Raw genomic sequence first — 16,815 nt, 5'->3', positions numbered from 1 at the left:
CCTGGACTGAGGAGCGGAGGGAGCGAAGCGACTGGAGCGACGAGGGAAGGCCGGGAGTCAAAGCCCCATGACCCGCCGCGCCGGAGGCGTGGCATTAACACTGTCACCGGCCCTCTCCGATCGCGGCGCCGTGGGCCAGCTGCTGGGCGTGGTACTCGGCCGTCAGCTCCTGGGCCAGCTCCTGCGCCGACTCGAGCGGTCCACTACCGCTCGGCAACTCGGACGGCACCGGCCGCGTTGTCTCCCGCGGCGCGAACCGCACCTGCAGCCGTCCGTCGTCCAGCCGCGCACCTGCGACCACGCCGCGGGCCAGCGCCGCCGGCAACGGCAGCACGCGCCGGTACGACCCGACCGTGATGATCAGCTCGTCACCGTGCCGCGCCAGCTCCAGCTCGCTCGCAGATGCCAGCGGCAACGGCATTGTCAGCGTGTAGGTCCGGCCGTCCGTGTCGATGTGCCGATCCACCCACAGCGAGGTCTCGGCCGTGGCCCGGGCGAACGGGTCGTCCCCGCCGTACATCTCGACCGCGAACGCGGCCAGCTCCTCGACGCCGACCGGCTCGCAGACCCGGTACGGCGACTCCCAGATCGGCAGCGGCCGGAACGAGTCCGCGACCTCCTCGAGGATCCCGCGCTGCGCGGCGACCCACTGCCGTCGCCAGGAGTCCGCGCCGGCGGCCGGGAACACCCGGTTCGCGACCACCCCGTCGACGCGGTAGCCGTACAGCGACAGGCGCGTCAGCGACCGCCGGGCCTCGGCGACGACCACGGCTTCCGGCGTCAGCACCAGCCGCACCGAGGCGTCCGGGCCGGCCAGCAACGTGCGGATGTCGGAGAGGTCGCTCTGCAGCCGTCGCAGCGCGTCGAAGACGGTGTCGTCGGGCATCGGGATCCCCGGCCCCCGGCTCAGGAACGGCCGGAAGGTCCGCATCACCTTGCGCTCGGCGTTGAAGATCCGGTCCATGTACCAGTTCAGGGCCTCGGGCAACGCGAGCAGCCGGAGCGTCTCCGCGGTCGGCGCGCAGTCCACCACGATCACGTCCCAGCGCCCGGACCGGACGTGGTCGCGCACCTCGAGCAGCGCGAGCACTTCCTCCGCGCCCGGCAGCACGGTCAGCTCCTCGGCCTCGATCGGGTCCACCCCGACCATGTGCAGCACCGACCGCAGGTAGGACTGGATGTCGCCCCACGACCGCTCGAACTTGCGCTGGGCGTCGATCTGCTGGACGAACAGCAGATCGTCGATCTCGGTCGGCTCCGGTCCGACCTCGGAGTCGAACGCGTCCGACAGCGAGTGCGCGGCATCGGTCGACAGCACCAGCGTGCGCAGCCCGCGCAGCGCCGCGAGCGTGGCAGTACCCGCCGCGGAGGTCGTCTTGCCTACGCCGCCCTTACCCGTGTACAGCAGAACCCGAGTCACTGAATCAGGACTCGACGCGCTTCTTGAGCCCCTTGAGGGCTGTGTCGATGATGACCTTCTCGGCCTTGCGCTTCAGCATGCCGATCATCGGGATCGCCACGTCGACGGCCAGCCGGTACGTCACCTCGGTCCCCTCGGCGCCCAGGTCGCGCAGCACATAGGCGCCGTCCATCCCCTTCACCATCTTGGCCTGCACCAGCGTCCAGGTCACCTCGTTGCGGGACCAGACGTAGTCCAGCGTGTACTCGTCGGAGATCGCACCGGCGTCGACCTTGAACCGGACCTGCTTCGGCCGGCCCGCCTCGTCGGTGGACAGCACCTGGGTCTCCCGCATCGAGTCGGCCCATTCCGGGTACGCCGCGAAGTCCGCGATCACCGCCATGATCTCTTTGGGGGTCGCGTTCATCACGATGGTCGAGGTGGTCTGATCCGCCATCTATTCACCTCTTAGCTGTGGGACTCGTCGTACTCGGACCGTCGGGCGCTGCGCCGGCGTCCTCCCCGGAGACTATCGCGGGTTCGGACCCGGGACGGCGTTCGCCCGCCGCGCGGCCCGCTTCGGCTTCGTCCTTGAACCGCCACAGGTGCTCCCGGTACGACGCGACGTACCGCTCCTTGAGTCTGGCGAGGGCCTGGCCGCGGACCGGTTTCACCGGGTCGACGCGCAGGTACCAGTGCACGACGACGCCGTCGCGGACCGCCTCCAGCCACCACTCCGCCGTACCGATCGCCGCGCCGGCCACGGTCCAGCGGACGCCCTCCAGGCCGCGCCGCTCGGCCGCGGTCAGGATGAGGTCCGGCCACCACTCGCGCCAGAGGGTGTCCGAACCGAGGCGCGCGGCGACGTAGGCTGGATCAGCAACGACCAAGTCGTCGCAACTGATGTCGAGCGTGGGCATTGCTGAAGGCACCTGTTCCTTGGGTCACATGAACCTGGCTACTTCTGGGTAGGTGACTGTAGCGTGCGCCGGAAGTCGACAATTCGTGACCGACTGAGGAGACGCGGATGCGTGAGTACACCGTTCCTGCTGTGACCGAGCCACCCACCGGGAGCCTGAGCGACCCCGTGTGGGCGAACGCGTCCTCTCATCCTGACACCGCCGTGTTCAGCCGGCGGGTAGGGGCCGATTCAGGGGGCGGCTGGCTGGACGTGTCCGCGGCCGAGTTCGCCCGGCAGGTCACCGCCGTCGCGAAGGGCCTGATCGCGGCCGGCGTGCAGCACGGCGACCGGGTCGCCCTGCTCAGCGCGACCCGCTACGAGTGGACCCTGATCGACTACGCGATCTGGAGCATCGGTTCGGTCACCGTTCCGATCTACGAAACGTCCTCCGCGTCGCAGATCCAATGGATCCTGACCGACTCCGATGCGGTCGTCGCGATCGCCGAGAACGCCGCCCACGGCGCGGTGGTCGAGTCCGCCCGGCCGGAGGCACCCGCGCTGCAGGAGATCTGGCAGATCGAGGCCGGCGCGGTCGAGCAGCTCACCGTGCTCGGCCAGGAGATCACCGATGCCGAGTTCGACAAGCGCCGTACGGCGGTGCAGTCGGGCGACCTGGCCACGCTCATCTACACCTCCGGTACGACGGGACGCCCGAAGGGCTGCAAGATCAGCCACTCGAACTTCCTGGCCGAGCTCGACCCGGCCGTGAAGATCCTCGACGAGCTCTTCGCGACCGACGGCGCGAGCACGCTGCTGTTCCTGCCGCTGGCGCACGTGTTCGCGCGGATCATCCAGGTCGGTTGCGTGATGAAGATGGTCAAGGTCGGCCACAGCGCCGACGTGAAGAACCTGGTGAACGACCTCGGCGAGTTCAAGCCGACGTTCATCCTGAGCGTGCCGCGAGTGTTCGAGAAGGTCTTCAACTCGGCCAGCCAGAAGGCGCACGCAGACGGCAAGGGCAAGATCTTCGACGCGGCCGCGGACACCGCGATCGCGTACTCGCGGGCCCAGGACAAGGGCGGCGCGTCGTTCGGGCTGAAGGCCAAGCACGCGCTGTTCGACCGGCTCGTCTACTCCAAGCTCCGCGTGGTGCTCGGCGGCAAGGTCCAGTACGCCGTCTCCGGCGGCGCACCGCTCGGCGACCGGCTCGGGCACTTCTTCCGGGGCATCGGTGCACCGGTGCTCGAGGGGTACGGCCTGACCGAGACCACCGCCGCGGTGGCGGTCAACCTGCCCGACGACATCCGCATCGGCACCGTCGGCCGGCCGCTCCCTGGTGTGTCGGTCGCCGTCGCCGCGGACGGCGAGCTGTGCTTCAAGGGCGGCCAGGTCATGCAGGGCTACTGGAAGAACGACGAGGCCACCGCGGCCACGATCGACGCGGCCGGCTGGTTCCACACCGGCGACCTGGGTGAGTTCGACGTCGACGGGTTCATCAAGATCACCGGCCGGAAGAAGGAGATCCTGGTCACCGCCGGCGGCAAGAATGTCGCGCCGGCCGTGCTCGAGGACCAGATCCGCCTGCACCCACTGGTCAGCCAGTGCATGGTGGTCGGCGACGCCAAGCCGTTCATCGCCGCGCTGATCACGATCGACCCGGAGAACATCGTTCCATGGGCCACCGAGCGCGGGAAGCCCACCGACGTGGCCTCGCTGACCGGCGACGCGGACCTGATCGCCGAGATCCAGAAGGCCGTCAGCGAGGCCAACGGTTCGGTCTCCAAGGCCGAGGAGATCAAGAAGTTCTCCATCCTCCCGATCGACTGGACGCAGGAGTCCGGCGAGCTGTCCCTGAAGCTCTCGCTGCGCCGACACATCGTGATGAAGAACCACCAGTCCGACGTCGAGGCCCTGTACGCGAAGTAGCCGGGGTTAGCCGAGGGGTACCGGACGGGCATGAAATCAGTGAGGCGTGCCGCGCACACCCGGGTGCCGGCACCGCGCGTTGTCGGATCCGCCCGTCCGCCGTCGGACGTGAGCGGACCCTTTGTCTGTAGCTGGAGCGCGGTCGGTGACTGTGCGGTCGTCCGCGTGGCCGGTGCGGTCGACCTCGTCGCCGTACCCACGTTCGCCACCGAGCTCCAGCATGTGATCACCACGAAGCTGTCGAAGCTCGTGGTCGATCTGCGGCGGGTCACGACGATGGAGGCGGCCGGCCTGCTCGTGCTCGCCGACGCCCATGACCTGGCCGTCGAGCACGGCGGCTGGCTGCGTGCCTCCGGAGCCGGGCAGTGGTTGGCCGACCTGGTCCGGACCACCGGATCCGCACGCCCGCTCGACCACTACCCCACGCTGGCGGACGCGCTGCCCGGCTACCGGCCCGCCTTCACCCCTCCGCCGGTCTGATGCGCGCGAACGTCGTACTGCCGGCATAGCCGAATGGTTGATGGCGGGTCGAGCTTGATGGGCGATGTGAGCCGGGTGGGTCCTCCGCGAAGCTCGATGCATGACCACGACGAGCACGACACCGGCGGCCCGCGGGGCTGTCGTCGAAGTCTCTAACCTGCGCAAGTCCTACGGCGACCGGACCGTCGTCGACGGTGTGTCCTTCACCGTCGAGGAGGGCGAGATCTTCGGCATCCTCGGCCCGAACGGCGCCGGGAAGACCACCACCGTCGAGTGTGTCGAGGGCCTGCGCGTCCCCGACGGCGGCCGGATCCGGGTCGCCGGGCTCGACCCGATCGCCGATCACGCGGCGGTCACCCAGGTGCTCGGCGCCCAGCTCCAGGAGAGCGAGCTGCAGGCCAAGCTCACGGTCCGCGAGGCCCTCGAGCTGTACGCCGCGCTGTACCCGAACCCGGCCGACTGGAACCCGCTGGCCGAACGCCTCGGCCTCGTCGCTCAGCTGAACACCCGGTTCGGGGTGCTGAGCGGCGGCCAGAAGCAGCGCCTGTTCATCGCGCTCGCGTTGGTCGGCAACCCCCGGGTCGTCGTCCTCGACGAGCTGACCACCGGGCTCGACCCGCGCGCCCGCCGCGACACCTGGGAGGTCGTCGAGGACATCCGCGCCCGCGGCGTCACCGTCCTGCTGGTCACGCACTTCATGGAGGAAGCGCAGCGGCTGTGCGACCGGATCGCCGTGATCGACCAAGGCCGGATCACCGCGCTCGACACACCCCGCGGGCTGATCAGCCGCGCGGCGGGATCCACCGTCATCTCCTTCACCCCGTCGGCCTCCCTCGACGACGAGGAGCTGGCCGCTCTGCCGGCTCTCGCGTCGGTCGAGCACAAGGACGGCCGGATCACCCTCAGCGGCACCGACGACACCGTCAACGCCGTCCTCTCACTCCTCGCCCGGCACCGCATCACGGCCCACCAACTGCGGGTCACCGACGCCACGCTGGACGACGCCTTCCTAGACCTGACGGGAGCCACCCGATGAGCACCGCCGTACAGACCGCGCCCGCGCGGTCCACCAGCCCCTACTTCGCCGTTCTGCGCGCCGAGGCGCGACTGTTCCGGCGTGAGCCCGGCAGTCTCTTCTGGGTGCTGGCCTTCCCGCCGCTGCTCCTGGTGATCCTGGGCAGCATCCCGTCGTTCAAGAAGGTCGACGCCGGGCTCGGCGGAGTCCGGCTGATCGATCTGTACGTGCCGATCCTGGTGCTGATCGCCCTGGTCATGATCGGCCTGCAGACGATGCCGCCGGTCATCACCGGCTACCGCGAGCGCGGCATCCTGCGCCGGATGTCGGCGACTCCCGTCCGCCCGTCCGCGCTGCTGTCGGCGCAGGTCGGACTGAACGGCGCCGCGGCCCTGGCCTCGGTGCTGATCTGCCTGACGGTCGGCCGGCTCGCGTTCGGCGTGGCGTTGCCGCGCCAGGCCTTCGGCTACGCGCTGGCGCTGTTGCTCACCGCCGCTGCCTCGCTCTCCCTGGGCGCTCTGGTCTCCGCGCTGGCCCGGACGGCGAAGATGGCGCAGGCGCTCGGTACGGGGATCTTCTTCCCGAGCATGTTCTGCGCGGGCTTGTGGCTGCCGGTCAAGGCGATGCCTGACGTGATGGCGCACATCGTCGTCCTCACACCGTTCGGAGCCGCCGCGAGCGCACTCGACCAGGCGTTCGCCGGTGATTGGCCGTCGTGGTCCCACCTCGGCGTCCTCGCCGCCTGGGCGATCGTGCTGTCGGCCGCCGCCGGTCGCTGGTTCCGCTGGGAGTAGCACCGTGCAGACTGGGTGGGTGACGACGGCGGACGAGGACATCGATCGGCGGCAACAGGCCTTCCGTCGGTGGCAGCCCTACGGCCTCCTCGTCATCGGCACCCTCCTGTCGGCCGCGACGGTCGAGCTGATCATGCCGACCACGGCCAAACAGGTCACAGCCGCGGCGCTGGTGGTCGCAGCTCTCGTCCTCCAGCTGTGGTGGGGCGATCGCACCGAGGGCGGCCCGAGCCGGCTCTCGGTCGCGTACTACGTCATCCGTTACGCGATCGGCTTCGCGCTCACCCTGGTGAACCCGTTCTTCGCCTTCTACGCCGTAGCGGGCTACTTCGATGCCGAGGAGCTGATCCCCGGCCGGCGCCGCCGGCGCGTCGCCTTGTTCGCCTGCTCCATCCCTGTGGCGGGAGCGCAGACCAGCGGGATACCCGTCGACGGCTGGACGCGATGGATCGTGTTCGTGGTCCTCCTGGTGGCCAACAATGTGCTGCTGACGCTCGTCACCCATCTCAACCAGCAGGAGGAACAGCGGTCCCGGGACCGGGCGGCGACCATCCTCGAGCTCCAGCAGGCCCACGACGAGAACGCCGCCTTGCAGGCCCAGCTCCTCGTCCAGGCAAGGGAAGCGGGCATCGCCGACGAACGCCGGCGGCTGGCCGCGGAGATCCACGACACGATCGCCCAGGGTCTGACCGGCATCATCGCCCAGCTCCAGGTCGTCGCGAGTACGTCGGACCCGGCGACCGCCGAGGAGCACGTGAGCCGCGCCACCGACCTGGCCCGGCACAGCCTGGGCGAAGCCCGCCGCTCGGTGCAGAACCTCGCTCCGGTGGGTCTGTCGTACGACGGACTTCCCGAGGCGCTCCAGAAGACGGTCGGCCAGTGGGCGGAGCGGACCGGCGTACGCGCCGAGTTCACTCTCACGGGGACATCGCAACATCTGCATGGAGAGGTCTCGGCAACCATCCTGCGCGTCACCCAGGAAGCCCTGGCGAACGTGGCGAAACACGCCTCCGCCGCGCGCGTCGGGGTGACCCTCAGCTTCCTGGACGACGAGGTCACCTTGGACATCCGCGACGACGGAAAGGGCTTCGACCCGATGACATTGCCCCAACGCTCGGGCACCGGCGGCTTCGGCCTGGACGGTATGCGCGCCCGCGCCGAGCGCATCGCCGGTTCGCTCACCGTCGAGTCCGAGCCGGACTCGGGTACGGCGGTGTCGGCTCGCGTACCGTTGGTGCTCCATGGCTGAGATCTCGCTCCTGCTCGTCGACGACCACCCGGTGGTCCGCAACGGCCTGCGCGGCATGTTCGAGGCCGCGCCCGGCTTCACCGTGCTCGCCGAGGCGTCCAACGGCGTCGAGGCCGTGGCGCTGGCCGCCGACCTCGATCCCGACGTGATCCTGATGGACCTGCGGATGCCCGGCGGCGGTGGGCTCGAGGCCATCACCGAGCTGACCCGCCGCGGCACCCGGGCGAAAATCCTGGTCCTCACCACCTGGGACACCGACACCGACACCCTGCCGGCGATCGAAGCGGGCGCGACCGGCTACCTGCTGAAGGACGCGCCGCAGGACGAGCTGTTCACCGGGGTCCGTGAAGCGGCAGCCGGACGGACGGTCCTCTCCCCCGCCGTGGCCTCCCGCTTGGTGTCCGCCGTCCGCACGCCGGCGCCGAGCCCGCCGGCCGCCCGTGAACGCGAGATCCTCGCACTGGTTGCCAAGGGCACCTCCAACCGTGAGATCGCCCGCGAACTCTTCATCAGCGAGGCCACGGTGAAGACCCACCTCAGCCACCTCTTCACCAAGCTCGGCGTCACCGACCGAGCCGCCGCGGTGGCCAAGGGCTACGAACAGGGAATCCTCGGCCGCGACTGATCACTTCCCGCCGGAGAACGTGATGCCGTTCGTGATTTGCTTCTGGGCGACGAAGAAGATCACCAGGCACGGGACGGTGATCATCACGGAGGTTGCCATCAGCAATGGGGTGTCGGTTCCGTTGACGGACTGGAAACCGGCCAGCGCGAGTGGGAGCGTCTTCCACTGGTCGGAGTTGATGTAGATGGCCGGGCCGAGGAAGTTGTTCCAGTAACCCATGAACAACAGGATCGACACCGCGACCACGGCAGGCCGGGCCAGCGGCAGGTAGACCAGCCAGAACGTCTTGAACCACCCGCACCCGTCAACGACCGCCGCATCGGCCAGCTCGGCCGGCATCCGGGCGAAGAACTGGCGGAACAAGAAGATGTAGAACGGCGAACCGAAGAACGCCGGCAGGATCAGCGGGTACAACGTGTCGACCATGCCGAGGTTGTTGAACAGCATGAACTGCGGCACCATCGTCACCTCCCCCGGCAGCAGCATCGTCGCCAGGACGACGGCGAACACGACACCGGAGAAGCGCACCCGCAACCGCGCGAACGCGAATCCCGCGAGCGAGCACGAGAAGACCGTGCCGATGATCGGGATCAGGGTGGTCAGCACGGAGTTGAGCGCGTACCGCCAGAACGGGAACGACGTGATCGCCCGCGAGTAGTTGTCCCACAGGAACTCTCGCGGCCACACGCTGGCACCCGAGCTCCCGACACCGGCGAGCGATCGCAATGAGGTCGCGATCATCCACAGGAACGGGTAGACGAAGACGAGTGACCCGAGCGCCAGGACGACGTAGAGGACGACGGTGAGCGAGAGGTTCCGGCGCCAGAAGGGACGGTCGACGCTCACCCGAAGCGCGGGGCGGGATTGGGCCAGGACAGTCATCGGTTCCTCCGCTTCCGGCGGCCGGAGAGCTCGGCCTCGTAGTACACGGCGAATGCGCTTCCGCGCAGCGTCACCGCGGTCAGCGCCAGGATGACGACGAACAGGATCCAGGCCAGCGCGGACGCGTAGCCCATCCGGAAGTTCTGGAACGCGTTGTCGTACAGGTAGTAGACAAAGAACAGCAGCGAGTCCTTCGGGCCGCCCTTCGCGATGAATCCCTGGGTGAAGATCTGCAACGAGCCGATGATCCCGGTCAGGGCGTTGAACAGGATGATCGGCGACATCTGCGGCAGCGTCACGTGCCAGAACAGCCGCACCGGTCCAGCTCCGTCGATGGCCGCCGCCTCGTACAGGTTCGGCGGCACGTCCTTGAGCCCGGCCAGGTAGATGACCATCGCCCCGCCGACCGTCCACAGGCTCATCAGGATCACCGTCGGCAGCGCCCACGACGCGTCGTTGAACCACCCGGGTCCGTCGATCCCGACCTTTCCGAGTACGTCGTTCGCGAGGCCGTACTGGGGGTTGAACACCCAGAGGAACAAGACCATCTGGGCCACGCCGGACACCAGGCTCGGCAGGTACCAGACGGTGCGGAAGAACCGCATCCCGGGCAGCTCGGTGTTCAGCAGCAGCGCGACCAGGAAGGCCAGCGCGGTCTGCAGTGGCACGCTGATCACGGCGTACAGCAGCGTCACCTTCAGCGCCTGCCCGACCCGCGGATCCTGGAACGCCTCGGTGTAGTTGGACAGGCCAACGAACTTGGGCGGCGTGATCAGGTCCCACGAGGTCAGGCTGACGTAGATCGAGGACACCATCGGCCCGACCGTGAACAGGCCGAAGCCGATCAGCCACGGCGAGACGAACAGCCAGAACGCGATCGTCTTGTCGGCCCGCGGCCACTTCCGCCGCGCCCCGTACGCCGCCAGTCCGATGACGGCGTACAGGACGATCAGCAGGAGCAGGAACGGGACCAGCGGCACGAGTGCGGTGGGAACGCCCCAGGACTCCGCGAGCCCGCGGATCCAGCCGATGGTCGGATTCACTGTGTGAGGGCCTGCGTGCACTTGGCGGCGAGCTCGGGCAGGATCTTGGCCACGTCGTCCTTGCCGCTGCCCAGCGGGGTGTAGCTGGTCATCCCCTTGTCCGCGTCACCGGAGAGCTGCGCCTCCTTCGCGACCGAGACGCCGACGATGCCGCTCTTCAGCGCGGTGGTGAAGGCGGCCAGGTTGCGATCAGCCGGCAGCACCTTCTCCAGCGTCGGCGTCGACGCCTCGATGATCGGTACGCCGAGGGCCGTGTTCCCCTGGATCAGCTGGTCCTGAGCGACCTGCTGCGTACTGGCGAACTCGACGAACTTCTTCGCGGTCTCGAGCTGCTTGCCGGTCGCGTTCTTCGCGATCCCGAGCCCGTCGACCTCCATCGGGAATCCCTTGCCGGGCACCGGGACCAGCGACCAGTTCGGTTTGCTGATCTTGGCGAAGTCCGCGACCGTCCACGGTCCGAAGTCGCTGAACGTCGCCAGCCGGCCGGCCGCGAACCACTGCGCCTGGTCCTGTCCCTCGATGTCCAGCGACGTCGGCGCCGAGCGATCCTTCTGCATACCGACGACGTACTGCGCGGTGCTGACGCCGGTCTGGTCACCGAAGGTGCACTGGGTCGCGTCGGCGTTGTAGTAGCCACCGCCGGCGGCCGTCAGCCAGCCCCGGTACCAGAGGTTGCTGGAGCCGAAGACGCGGGCCTTGCCGTCGCCGTGCGAGAGCTTCGCGGCGATCGTCTTGAACTCGTCGAGGCTCAGCGGAGTCGTAGCGCTGGGCAACGGTACGCCGGCGGCCTTGAAGGCGTCGGTGTTGATCGCCATCACCTTGGGTTTGGCCGCGAACGGCATCGCGTAGTACTTGCCCTGGAACTGCATCGCCGAGGAGATGTTCGGCTGCACGTACTTGCCCGGGTCGACGGTCTGCTCGGCGAAGCTGGGCGCGAACCCGGCCAGGCTGGTGTTGCTGATCTCCATCACGGTCGACTGGGTGCCGGCCGCGATCGAGGTCTGCAGCTTCTGCTCGTAGTCGGACTGGATCCAGTTCGTGGTCACCTTCGAGCCCGGGTTGGCCTGCTCGAAGGCGGCCGCGATCGCCTTCAGTGACGCGGCTTCGGAGTTCGTTCCCCAGAAGGAGAAGGTGATGGTGGCGGAGTCGCCGGACGTGTTGGACGCGGGCTGGCTGCCGGTGGCGCAGCCCGCTGCCAAGCCGGTCAGCAGGAGCGCGGCCGTGGCGGGCAGCAGGCGGTGGGAGAGCTTCATGAGAGTCCTTCGGCTAGGTCGTGGCTGTACTGACCCGGGCGGTCCGACCGGGTTCGAGGATTTCGGCGATGCTGAGGTCGCCTTGGCCGACCGTCACCGTGAGCGGCCCCGGTCCGCTGTGCACGGTGACTTCGGTCGTGTGCCGTCCGTCTTGGCTGATGCGCAGGTCCCACTCGCCGACCCGGACGTGGTCGGCGGTCAGCCGGCCGACCTCGGCCGGCAGATGGGATTCGATGGTCAGGGCCGCCGACGCCGCGTCCGGCCGCAGCCCGAGCAGGCCGGCGACCAGATGCTCGACGACGGTGAACGAGATCTCCGGGTAGTCGTCCCGGCTGTCGATCAGGTGCTTTGTCCAGCGCCAGGCGGACTCGTCGCGACCGTGCTTGAAGAGCAGCTCGGGCCAGTAGCTGAACGACTCGATGTTCTTCGGCGGGTCGGCCTCCATCCGGTCCTCGATGTAGTCGAGGAAGCGCTCGTTACGCTCGCCGCTCCCGCTCAGCCCGAACAGTGGAACGAGCGTGTGCGACTCCAGTCCCCAACCGAAGTCCAGCCCGTCCTTGGTGACACCGCGCGCGAAGTGGTCCCCGTTCCACCAGTCGTTGCAGTAGATGGCCTGGATCCGGTCGGCCGCTGCGTGCCGACCGAGCTTGCGAAGAGCGGCGTACTGGGCGGCCATCCCGTCGCCCGCGATCAGCAGCGGTGCCTCGCGCTCGTTGTAGGTCGCCGTGCCGAGGAAGATGTCCGCGGTCCCGCCGGCTTCGGGGATGCCGTCGCCGTCGGCGTCATGGGCTTCGACGAATTCGCCGACGCTGTGGCGGTAATAGGCCGCCAGGTCGGGGTCGTCGAGCCATCGGCGGTCGCCGGTCCAGTCGTACTGCTCCAGCGCCCGGTAGGTCAGGTCGAACACCGCGGGGATCTCCCGGACGAAGTGCTCGTCGTGGTGGTAGTCGAGGGCGGCGATCCGCCCGTCGAAGTGGAACGCCCAGATCGGGAACCACTTCCGGGCCGGCGTCGCCGAGCGGGCGAAGTGCCGGAACATCGCGAAGTTCTCCGCGTCGAGCCCGAGCAGGTGCGCACCGGCGGCCTGGTGGCAGACGTCGCGCGAGTAGAACATCGGCCGGGACGGATAGCCGGCCCAGTACGACGGCAGATGGCCGGGCGCGGCGTCCGTCTGGACCCAGTCCAGCGCCCGCTTCCGGGCCCACGCGAAAGCCTCCTCGACCAGTGGGTTGTCGGAGCTCACAGCCAGCACGGGATCTCCTCGGAGAATCGGATATTAGCGCTAAAACTAGAGACGTCGGCCAATTCGGTCAATACCTTCTTGGGATCGAGTTTTACCGCTATAGTCCACGGCGTGACGACTTTCGAGATCCGCTCGCCCGACGGCCGCACGCAACGCACCGGCACGATCGCCGGCCCCGCCACGGTCACCGCGACTCCGCCGGCCGAGCCGGGTGTGCTGCGGTACGACGTGGTCGCCGACGGCCCGGTGACGCTGCGGTGGACGTGGCCGGCGGAGACCGCGGTGACGCTCTGGCGCGCCACGCAGGGTTCGCGGCGTGAGCTGCCGACCGACTGGGGTTCGCATCGCGACGTCCGATCGGTCCGCTCGGCGCCGGTCGCGGCTCTGGTCGATGCGCAGGATCGCAGCTTGTCGACAATCTCTTTGTCGGCAAGTGTCCGCGGCTGCGACTTCGCGGTCGGGGTGAACGAGGAGACCGCCGAGCAGCTGATCGAGCTCACCGTGCACGACACCGAAGCCCACCGCTTCACGCTGCGGATCGACCTGCGCGAACTGCATTTCGCCGAGGCACTGCGCGGTGTGACTGCGGACTGGACCGCCGAGCTCGGCGACCGGATCGCGTCGGTTCCCGACGTGGCGCGGCAGGCGATGTACTCCACCTGGTACAGCGACCACCAGCACGTCTCCGCCGAGTCGGTCGAGCGGCACGCTCGTACGGGAGCGGCGTACGGGTGCGCGGCCGTGATCGTCGACGACGGCTGGCAGACCGACGACACCGCTCGCGGGTACGCGTACTGCGGCGACTGGGAGCCGACCTGGCAGACGTTCCCGGATATGGCCGCGCATGTGCGGCGGGTGCATGAGCTCGGACAGCGGTACGTGCTGTGGACCGCGCCACCGCTGATCGGCGTGCACTCGAAGGCCTGGGAGCAGTTCAAGGATCGGACCCTCGGGTTCGCCGACGGTGAGGTCACGGCCGTGCTGGATCCGCGCTACCCCGAGGTACGCGAGCACTTGCTCGAGAGCTGCATCCGACCGGTGCGGGACTGGGGCGTGGACGGGCTGAAGATCGACTTCATCGACTCCTGGGCATGGGACAACCCTCCCGCTGCACCGGATGGGGACTGCACGTCCGTCGACGAAGGCGTCGAGCTGCTCTTGCACGCGATCACGACCGAGCTGCGAAGATTGCGGCCGGAGGTGCTGATCGAGTTCCGGCAGGATTACGTGCACCCGCGGTTGTGGCAGTTCGGCACGTTCCTGCGCGCCGGAGACTGCGCACTGGACCCGGTGGAGAACCGGGTTCGCACCATCGACTGCCGGCTCCTCGCGGGCGATCGCGCGGTGCACTCGGACATGCTGATGTGGCATCCGTCGGCGTCCGCGGAGAACGTCGCGCAGCAGTTCATCGGAGCGATGTTCAGTACGCCGCAGGTGTCGATGGAGCTCGATGCGCTCTCGCCGGAGCACGATCGCGTGGTCCGGTTCTGGCTCGGGTTCCTGCGGGATCACGCCGAGGTGCTGCTGCACGGCGTACTGACGCCGTCGCGGCCGGATGCGCGCTACACGCAGGTGCGGGCGGAACGGGGTTCCGAGGCCGTGGTGGCCGTTTTCACCAACCCTGTCGTGCGTTTGAGTGACACCGATCGGTCGACACTGCTGGTGAACGGTGGAGCGTCCGGCCGGGTGCTGGTCGAAAATGCCGGGCCTGGGCCGGTCGACCTCGTAGTGTCTGATTGCTCGGGCACCGAGGTATATCGGCGGACGACGACACCGCCGGAGCTGTGGGCGATCGACGTACCGGTCGCCGGGGTGGCTCAGATCGTGCGGAACTGACAGGGGGCGGGGAGTTGGCGCAGGAGAAGCTACGACGAACGACGGTCGCGGATGTGGCCCGGCGGGCCGGAGTGTCGGCGATGACCGTGTCGAACGTGCTCAACGCCCCACACCGGGTGGCCGAGCCGACGGTCCGGACCGTGCGTGCCGCGATCGACGAGCTCGGGTACATCCCGAACCACGCTGCCCGGGCATTGTCGTCGGGCCGCAGCCAGGTGATCGGGTTGCCGCTGTACCTCGAGGACGAGTCGTTCAGCGACCAGAACCCTGGCCTGGGTGGGTTTCTGCACGGTCTGCTCGGCGGTCTGGTCAAGGCCGCCGCGGTCTCCGGGTACGGCGTCCACGTCACCACGCCGACCGAGGGCGCGACCGAGATCGCGCTGTACGAAAAGCTGATCGCGGCCCGGCAGGTCGACGCGATCGTCGTGCTCGAGACGATGCCGCGGGACGAGCGGATCGAGTTCCTCAGCCAGCGGAAGTTCCCGTTCGTCGCGTTCGGGCGGACCGGGCCGCAGTACCGGCAGTGCTGGGTCGACGTGGACAACGAGACCTCGATGGCCGGTATCGCACGGCACCTGCGGTCGACCGGACGCTCACGAGCGGTCTACCTCGCGACGGACAGCGCGCTGCCGTGGGTGCACCAGCGGCAGGCCGGGTTCCTGCAGGAGTTCCCGTCGGCGGTCGTGCGGTCGTTCGGTTCCGTGGAAGCGGTGGCGTCGTACGTCGAGGACAACGATCCGCCGGATGTGTTCGTCGCCGACAATGACGCGTACGCCGTGGTCGCGATGCGGGCCTTGCAGCGGCGCGGGATCGCGGTTGGCGAGGACGTCGCGGTCACCGGATTCAACGACTTCCCGTTCGCCAGCATGCTGGACACGCCGCTGACGACAGCACGGATCCCGCTGCGCGACATCGCCTCGTGCCTCTTCGACCGCGCACTCCATGAGATCAGCGGCGATCCCGATCAGCCCGGCCGACTCGTCACCGCTCCCCTGGTCGTCCGGTCGAGCGCCTGACGGCCGCCTCGACGAACCTCGCGATCTCGCCGGAGCGGCTACCCGCCGGCCACACCACCAGCATCCAGTAGGGCTCGACGTCGGTCACCGGGCGGTACACGACATCGGGCCGGATGTTGCGCTCGGCCATCGACCTCGGCACCAGCGCGACCGCCTGGCCGAACGCGACGACCTCCAGCAACTGCGATGCGTCCTGCACGATCGGCCCGTCGACCGGATCGTCGGGACGGGCGGACCAGTAGTTGTAGTCGGCAACATTCGCCCGGCTCCAGCGCGGCGCCGGAATTCCGGCCAGGTCGACGGACTCGAGCACCTCACGTGCGGCCAGCTCGTGACCGGCCGGAAGCGCGGCGACCCGGCGCTCGGTGTACAGCAGCTCGGCCTCCAGTCCGCTCTCGTCGAACGGCCGGCTGACCAGCGCCACATCCGCACGACCGTCACGGACCATATCCGCCTGCTCGTCGAAGGCAGCGCTCAATGCGCTGACGCTGGTGTACGCCGAGGCGCTGCGAGCCGATGGCATCAAGGTCAACGCCTCCACACCGGGTCTCGTGCCGACCGATCTGAACACGCAGGCCTCGGTTCCACGGGGCGAACGGACCACGGCGGACGGCGCGGTCGTGCCGGTTCTGCTGGCCACCCTCCCGGCGGACGGGCCGACCGGTGTGTTCAGAGGACCTGGATCGCTGGACGTGGCGCCGTGGTGAGTGCCTGACGGGCGATCAGGAGGGTGATCGTCGTACCGAGGATGCCGGCCGCCGCGATGGTGAGGTTCGGGGCGACGAAGGTGCCGACGACGCCGGCGAGGGCGATGCTGACGCCCTGGATCGCCATCAGGCCACTGGTCTGGACGGTGAACAGGCGGCCGCGGTACGCCGGGTCGACTGCCTGCAGGATCAACGGGTCGATGCCCTGGTTGAACGCGTAGCCGGCGCCGGAGATCGCGAGCAGGACGGCCGCGACCGGGATGGACGGCGTGGCGAGGAACGCGATCGCCGGGAGCTGACTGGTCAGCAGGAGTGGGACGACGAGCCGTGGGCCCGCCGGGGGGGGGGACCCCCCGGGGACCCGCGGGCCCCTGAACGCGGCCGGGGCGGGTCCAGGGGTTTGCGCGGCCGGGGGCCCCGCGCCCCTTCCCGCGTGGGGGGGGTTT

Annotated in this window: 17 protein-coding genes and 1 pseudogene; 9 read left to right on the top strand and 9 right to left on the bottom strand. The window is 68.9% G+C overall.

Annotated features, from left to right (window positions below; genetic code table 11):
• Positions 1-103 precede the first annotated feature (103 nt).
• From AB0E63_RS44675 to AB0E63_RS44665, 3 genes are read right to left on the bottom strand one after another with little or no spacing between them, the layout of a single operon-like run.
• Positions 104-1,420, bottom strand: coding sequence for an ArsA family ATPase (locus AB0E63_RS44675; protein ID WP_360380478.1), 1,317 nt, complete (start codon positions 1,418-1,420; stop codon positions 104-106).
• A 4-nt stretch (positions 1,421-1,424) separates the two neighbouring features.
• Entirely contained in the window at positions 1,425-1,856 is a 432-nt protein-coding gene (locus AB0E63_RS44670) for an SRPBCC family protein (protein ID WP_360380475.1), read from the bottom strand.
• A gap of 4 nt (positions 1,857-1,860) precedes the next feature.
• Complete coding sequence (locus tag AB0E63_RS44665; protein ID WP_360380472.1) at positions 1,861-2,319, bottom strand: hypothetical protein; 459 nt, start codon at positions 2,317-2,319, stop codon at positions 1,861-1,863.
• 107 nt (positions 2,320-2,426) lie between these two features.
• Between AB0E63_RS44665 and AB0E63_RS44660 the strand changes: the two genes are divergently transcribed.
• The 6 genes from AB0E63_RS44660 (at position 2,427) to AB0E63_RS44635 (ending at position 8,389) form a co-directional block, all read left to right on the top strand.
• A complete protein-coding gene (locus AB0E63_RS44660) occupies positions 2,427-4,226 on the top strand; it encodes an AMP-binding protein (RefSeq protein WP_360380469.1) in 1,800 nt (599 codons plus the stop codon).
• Between the two features lie 30 nt (positions 4,227-4,256).
• Positions 4,257-4,706 carry an STAS domain-containing protein gene (locus AB0E63_RS44655; RefSeq protein WP_360380467.1) on the top strand — a complete coding sequence of 150 codons (450 nt, stop codon included), beginning with the start codon at positions 4,257-4,259 and terminating at the stop codon, positions 4,704-4,706.
• A 100-nt stretch (positions 4,707-4,806) separates the two neighbouring features.
• On the top strand, positions 4,807-5,742 hold the full coding sequence (locus tag AB0E63_RS44650) for an ABC transporter ATP-binding protein (protein WP_360380464.1): 936 nt from the start codon (positions 4,807-4,809) through the stop codon (positions 5,740-5,742).
• Positions 5,739-6,515 (top strand): ABC transporter permease, encoded by a 777-nt coding sequence (locus tag AB0E63_RS44645; protein WP_360380461.1) that lies wholly within the window; start codon positions 5,739-5,741, stop codon positions 6,513-6,515. The genes AB0E63_RS44650 and AB0E63_RS44645 overlap by 4 nt, the downstream gene beginning before the upstream one ends.
• Before the next feature lie 19 nt (positions 6,516-6,534).
• On the top strand, positions 6,535-7,764 hold the full coding sequence (locus AB0E63_RS44640; protein WP_360380459.1) for a sensor histidine kinase: 1,230 nt from the start codon (positions 6,535-6,537) through the stop codon (positions 7,762-7,764).
• A complete protein-coding gene (locus AB0E63_RS44635) occupies positions 7,757-8,389 on the top strand; it encodes a response regulator transcription factor (RefSeq protein ID WP_360380457.1) in 633 nt (210 codons plus the stop codon). Before AB0E63_RS44640 ends, AB0E63_RS44635 begins: the two co-directional genes overlap by 8 nt.
• On the opposite strand, the gene AB0E63_RS44630 is transcribed toward AB0E63_RS44635, so the two are convergent.
• From AB0E63_RS44630 to AB0E63_RS44615, 4 genes are read right to left on the bottom strand one after another with little or no spacing between them, the layout of a single operon-like run.
• Positions 8,390-9,271, bottom strand: a complete 882-nt coding sequence (locus tag AB0E63_RS44630) for a carbohydrate ABC transporter permease (RefSeq protein WP_360380454.1) — start codon at positions 9,269-9,271, stop codon at positions 8,390-8,392.
• On the bottom strand, positions 9,268-10,314 hold the full coding sequence (locus AB0E63_RS44625; RefSeq protein ID WP_360380451.1) for a sugar ABC transporter permease: 1,047 nt from the start codon (positions 10,312-10,314) through the stop codon (positions 9,268-9,270). The genes AB0E63_RS44630 and AB0E63_RS44625 overlap by 4 nt, the downstream gene beginning before the upstream one ends.
• Positions 10,311-11,567 (bottom strand): extracellular solute-binding protein, encoded by a 1,257-nt coding sequence (locus tag AB0E63_RS44620; RefSeq protein WP_360380448.1) that lies wholly within the window; start codon positions 11,565-11,567, stop codon positions 10,311-10,313. Before AB0E63_RS44620 ends, AB0E63_RS44625 begins: the two co-directional genes overlap by 4 nt.
• A 13-nt stretch (positions 11,568-11,580) precedes the next feature.
• Positions 11,581-12,819, bottom strand: coding sequence for a hypothetical protein (locus AB0E63_RS44615; protein ID WP_360380445.1), 1,239 nt, complete (start codon positions 12,817-12,819; stop codon positions 11,581-11,583).
• A 102-nt stretch (positions 12,820-12,921) separates the two neighbouring features.
• On the opposite strand from AB0E63_RS44615, the gene AB0E63_RS44610 reads away from it, so the two are divergent.
• Positions 12,922-14,646: a glycoside hydrolase family 36 protein gene (locus AB0E63_RS44610; protein ID WP_360380442.1), complete on the top strand. Its 1,725-nt coding sequence runs from the start codon at positions 12,922-12,924 to the stop codon at positions 14,644-14,646.
• Positions 14,647-14,660: 14 nt separating this feature from the next.
• Positions 14,661-15,662 carry a LacI family DNA-binding transcriptional regulator gene (locus AB0E63_RS44605; RefSeq protein ID WP_360380439.1) on the top strand — a complete coding sequence of 334 codons (1,002 nt, stop codon included), beginning with the start codon at positions 14,661-14,663 and terminating at the stop codon, positions 15,660-15,662.
• Here AB0E63_RS44605 and AB0E63_RS44600 read toward each other — a convergent pair.
• Positions 15,628-16,140: a LysR family substrate-binding domain-containing protein gene (locus AB0E63_RS44600; RefSeq protein WP_360380436.1), complete on the bottom strand. Its 513-nt coding sequence runs from the start codon at positions 16,138-16,140 to the stop codon at positions 15,628-15,630. The two genes, AB0E63_RS44605 and AB0E63_RS44600, sit on opposite strands and share 35 nt — an antisense overlap.
• A 13-nt stretch (positions 16,141-16,153) precedes the next feature.
• Here AB0E63_RS44600 and AB0E63_RS44595 point away from each other — a divergent pair, with 13 nt between their 5' ends.
• Complete coding sequence (locus AB0E63_RS44595) at positions 16,154-16,369, top strand: hypothetical protein (RefSeq protein ID WP_360380433.1); 216 nt, start codon at positions 16,154-16,156, stop codon at positions 16,367-16,369.
• Here the strand turns inward: AB0E63_RS44595 and AB0E63_RS44590 are convergent.
• A pseudogene (locus AB0E63_RS44590) lies at positions 16,332-16,815 on the bottom strand (MFS transporter); the annotation flags it as partial. The gene AB0E63_RS44595 and the pseudogene AB0E63_RS44590 sit on opposite strands and share 38 nt — an antisense overlap.

The organism is Kribbella sp. NPDC026596 (assembly GCF_040638415.1).
Lineage (GTDB): Bacteria > Actinomycetota > Actinomycetes > Propionibacteriales > Kribbellaceae > Kribbella.
The sequence above is the reverse complement of the archived record's forward strand: the minus strand, read 5'-3'. Positions and strand labels throughout refer to the sequence as shown.

Bases quoted from the DNA above. Each gene is read 5' to 3' on its own strand.
- AB0E63_RS44660 (WP_360380469.1), top strand. From the start codon at position 2,427: ATGCGTGAGTACACCGTTCCTGCTGTGACCGAGCCACCCACCGGGAGC.
- AB0E63_RS44645 (WP_360380461.1), top strand. From the start codon at position 5,739: ATGAGCACCGCCGTACAGACCGCGCCCGCGCGGTCCACCAGCCCCTAC.
- AB0E63_RS44670 (WP_360380475.1), bottom strand. From the start codon at position 1,856: ATGGCGGATCAGACCACCTCGACCATCGTGATGAACGCGACCCCCAAA.
- AB0E63_RS44635 (WP_360380457.1), top strand. From the start codon at position 7,757: ATGGCTGAGATCTCGCTCCTGCTCGTCGACGACCACCCGGTGGTCCGC.
- AB0E63_RS44650 (WP_360380464.1), top strand. From the start codon at position 4,807: ATGACCACGACGAGCACGACACCGGCGGCCCGCGGGGCTGTCGTCGAA.
- AB0E63_RS44655 (WP_360380467.1), top strand. From the start codon at position 4,257: ATGAAATCAGTGAGGCGTGCCGCGCACACCCGGGTGCCGGCACCGCGC.
- AB0E63_RS44620 (WP_360380448.1), bottom strand. From the start codon at position 11,567: ATGAAGCTCTCCCACCGCCTGCTGCCCGCCACGGCCGCGCTCCTGCTG.
- AB0E63_RS44630 (WP_360380454.1), bottom strand. From the start codon at position 9,271: ATGACTGTCCTGGCCCAATCCCGCCCCGCGCTTCGGGTGAGCGTCGAC.
- AB0E63_RS44665 (WP_360380472.1), bottom strand. From the start codon at position 2,319: ATGCCCACGCTCGACATCAGTTGCGACGACTTGGTCGTTGCTGATCCA.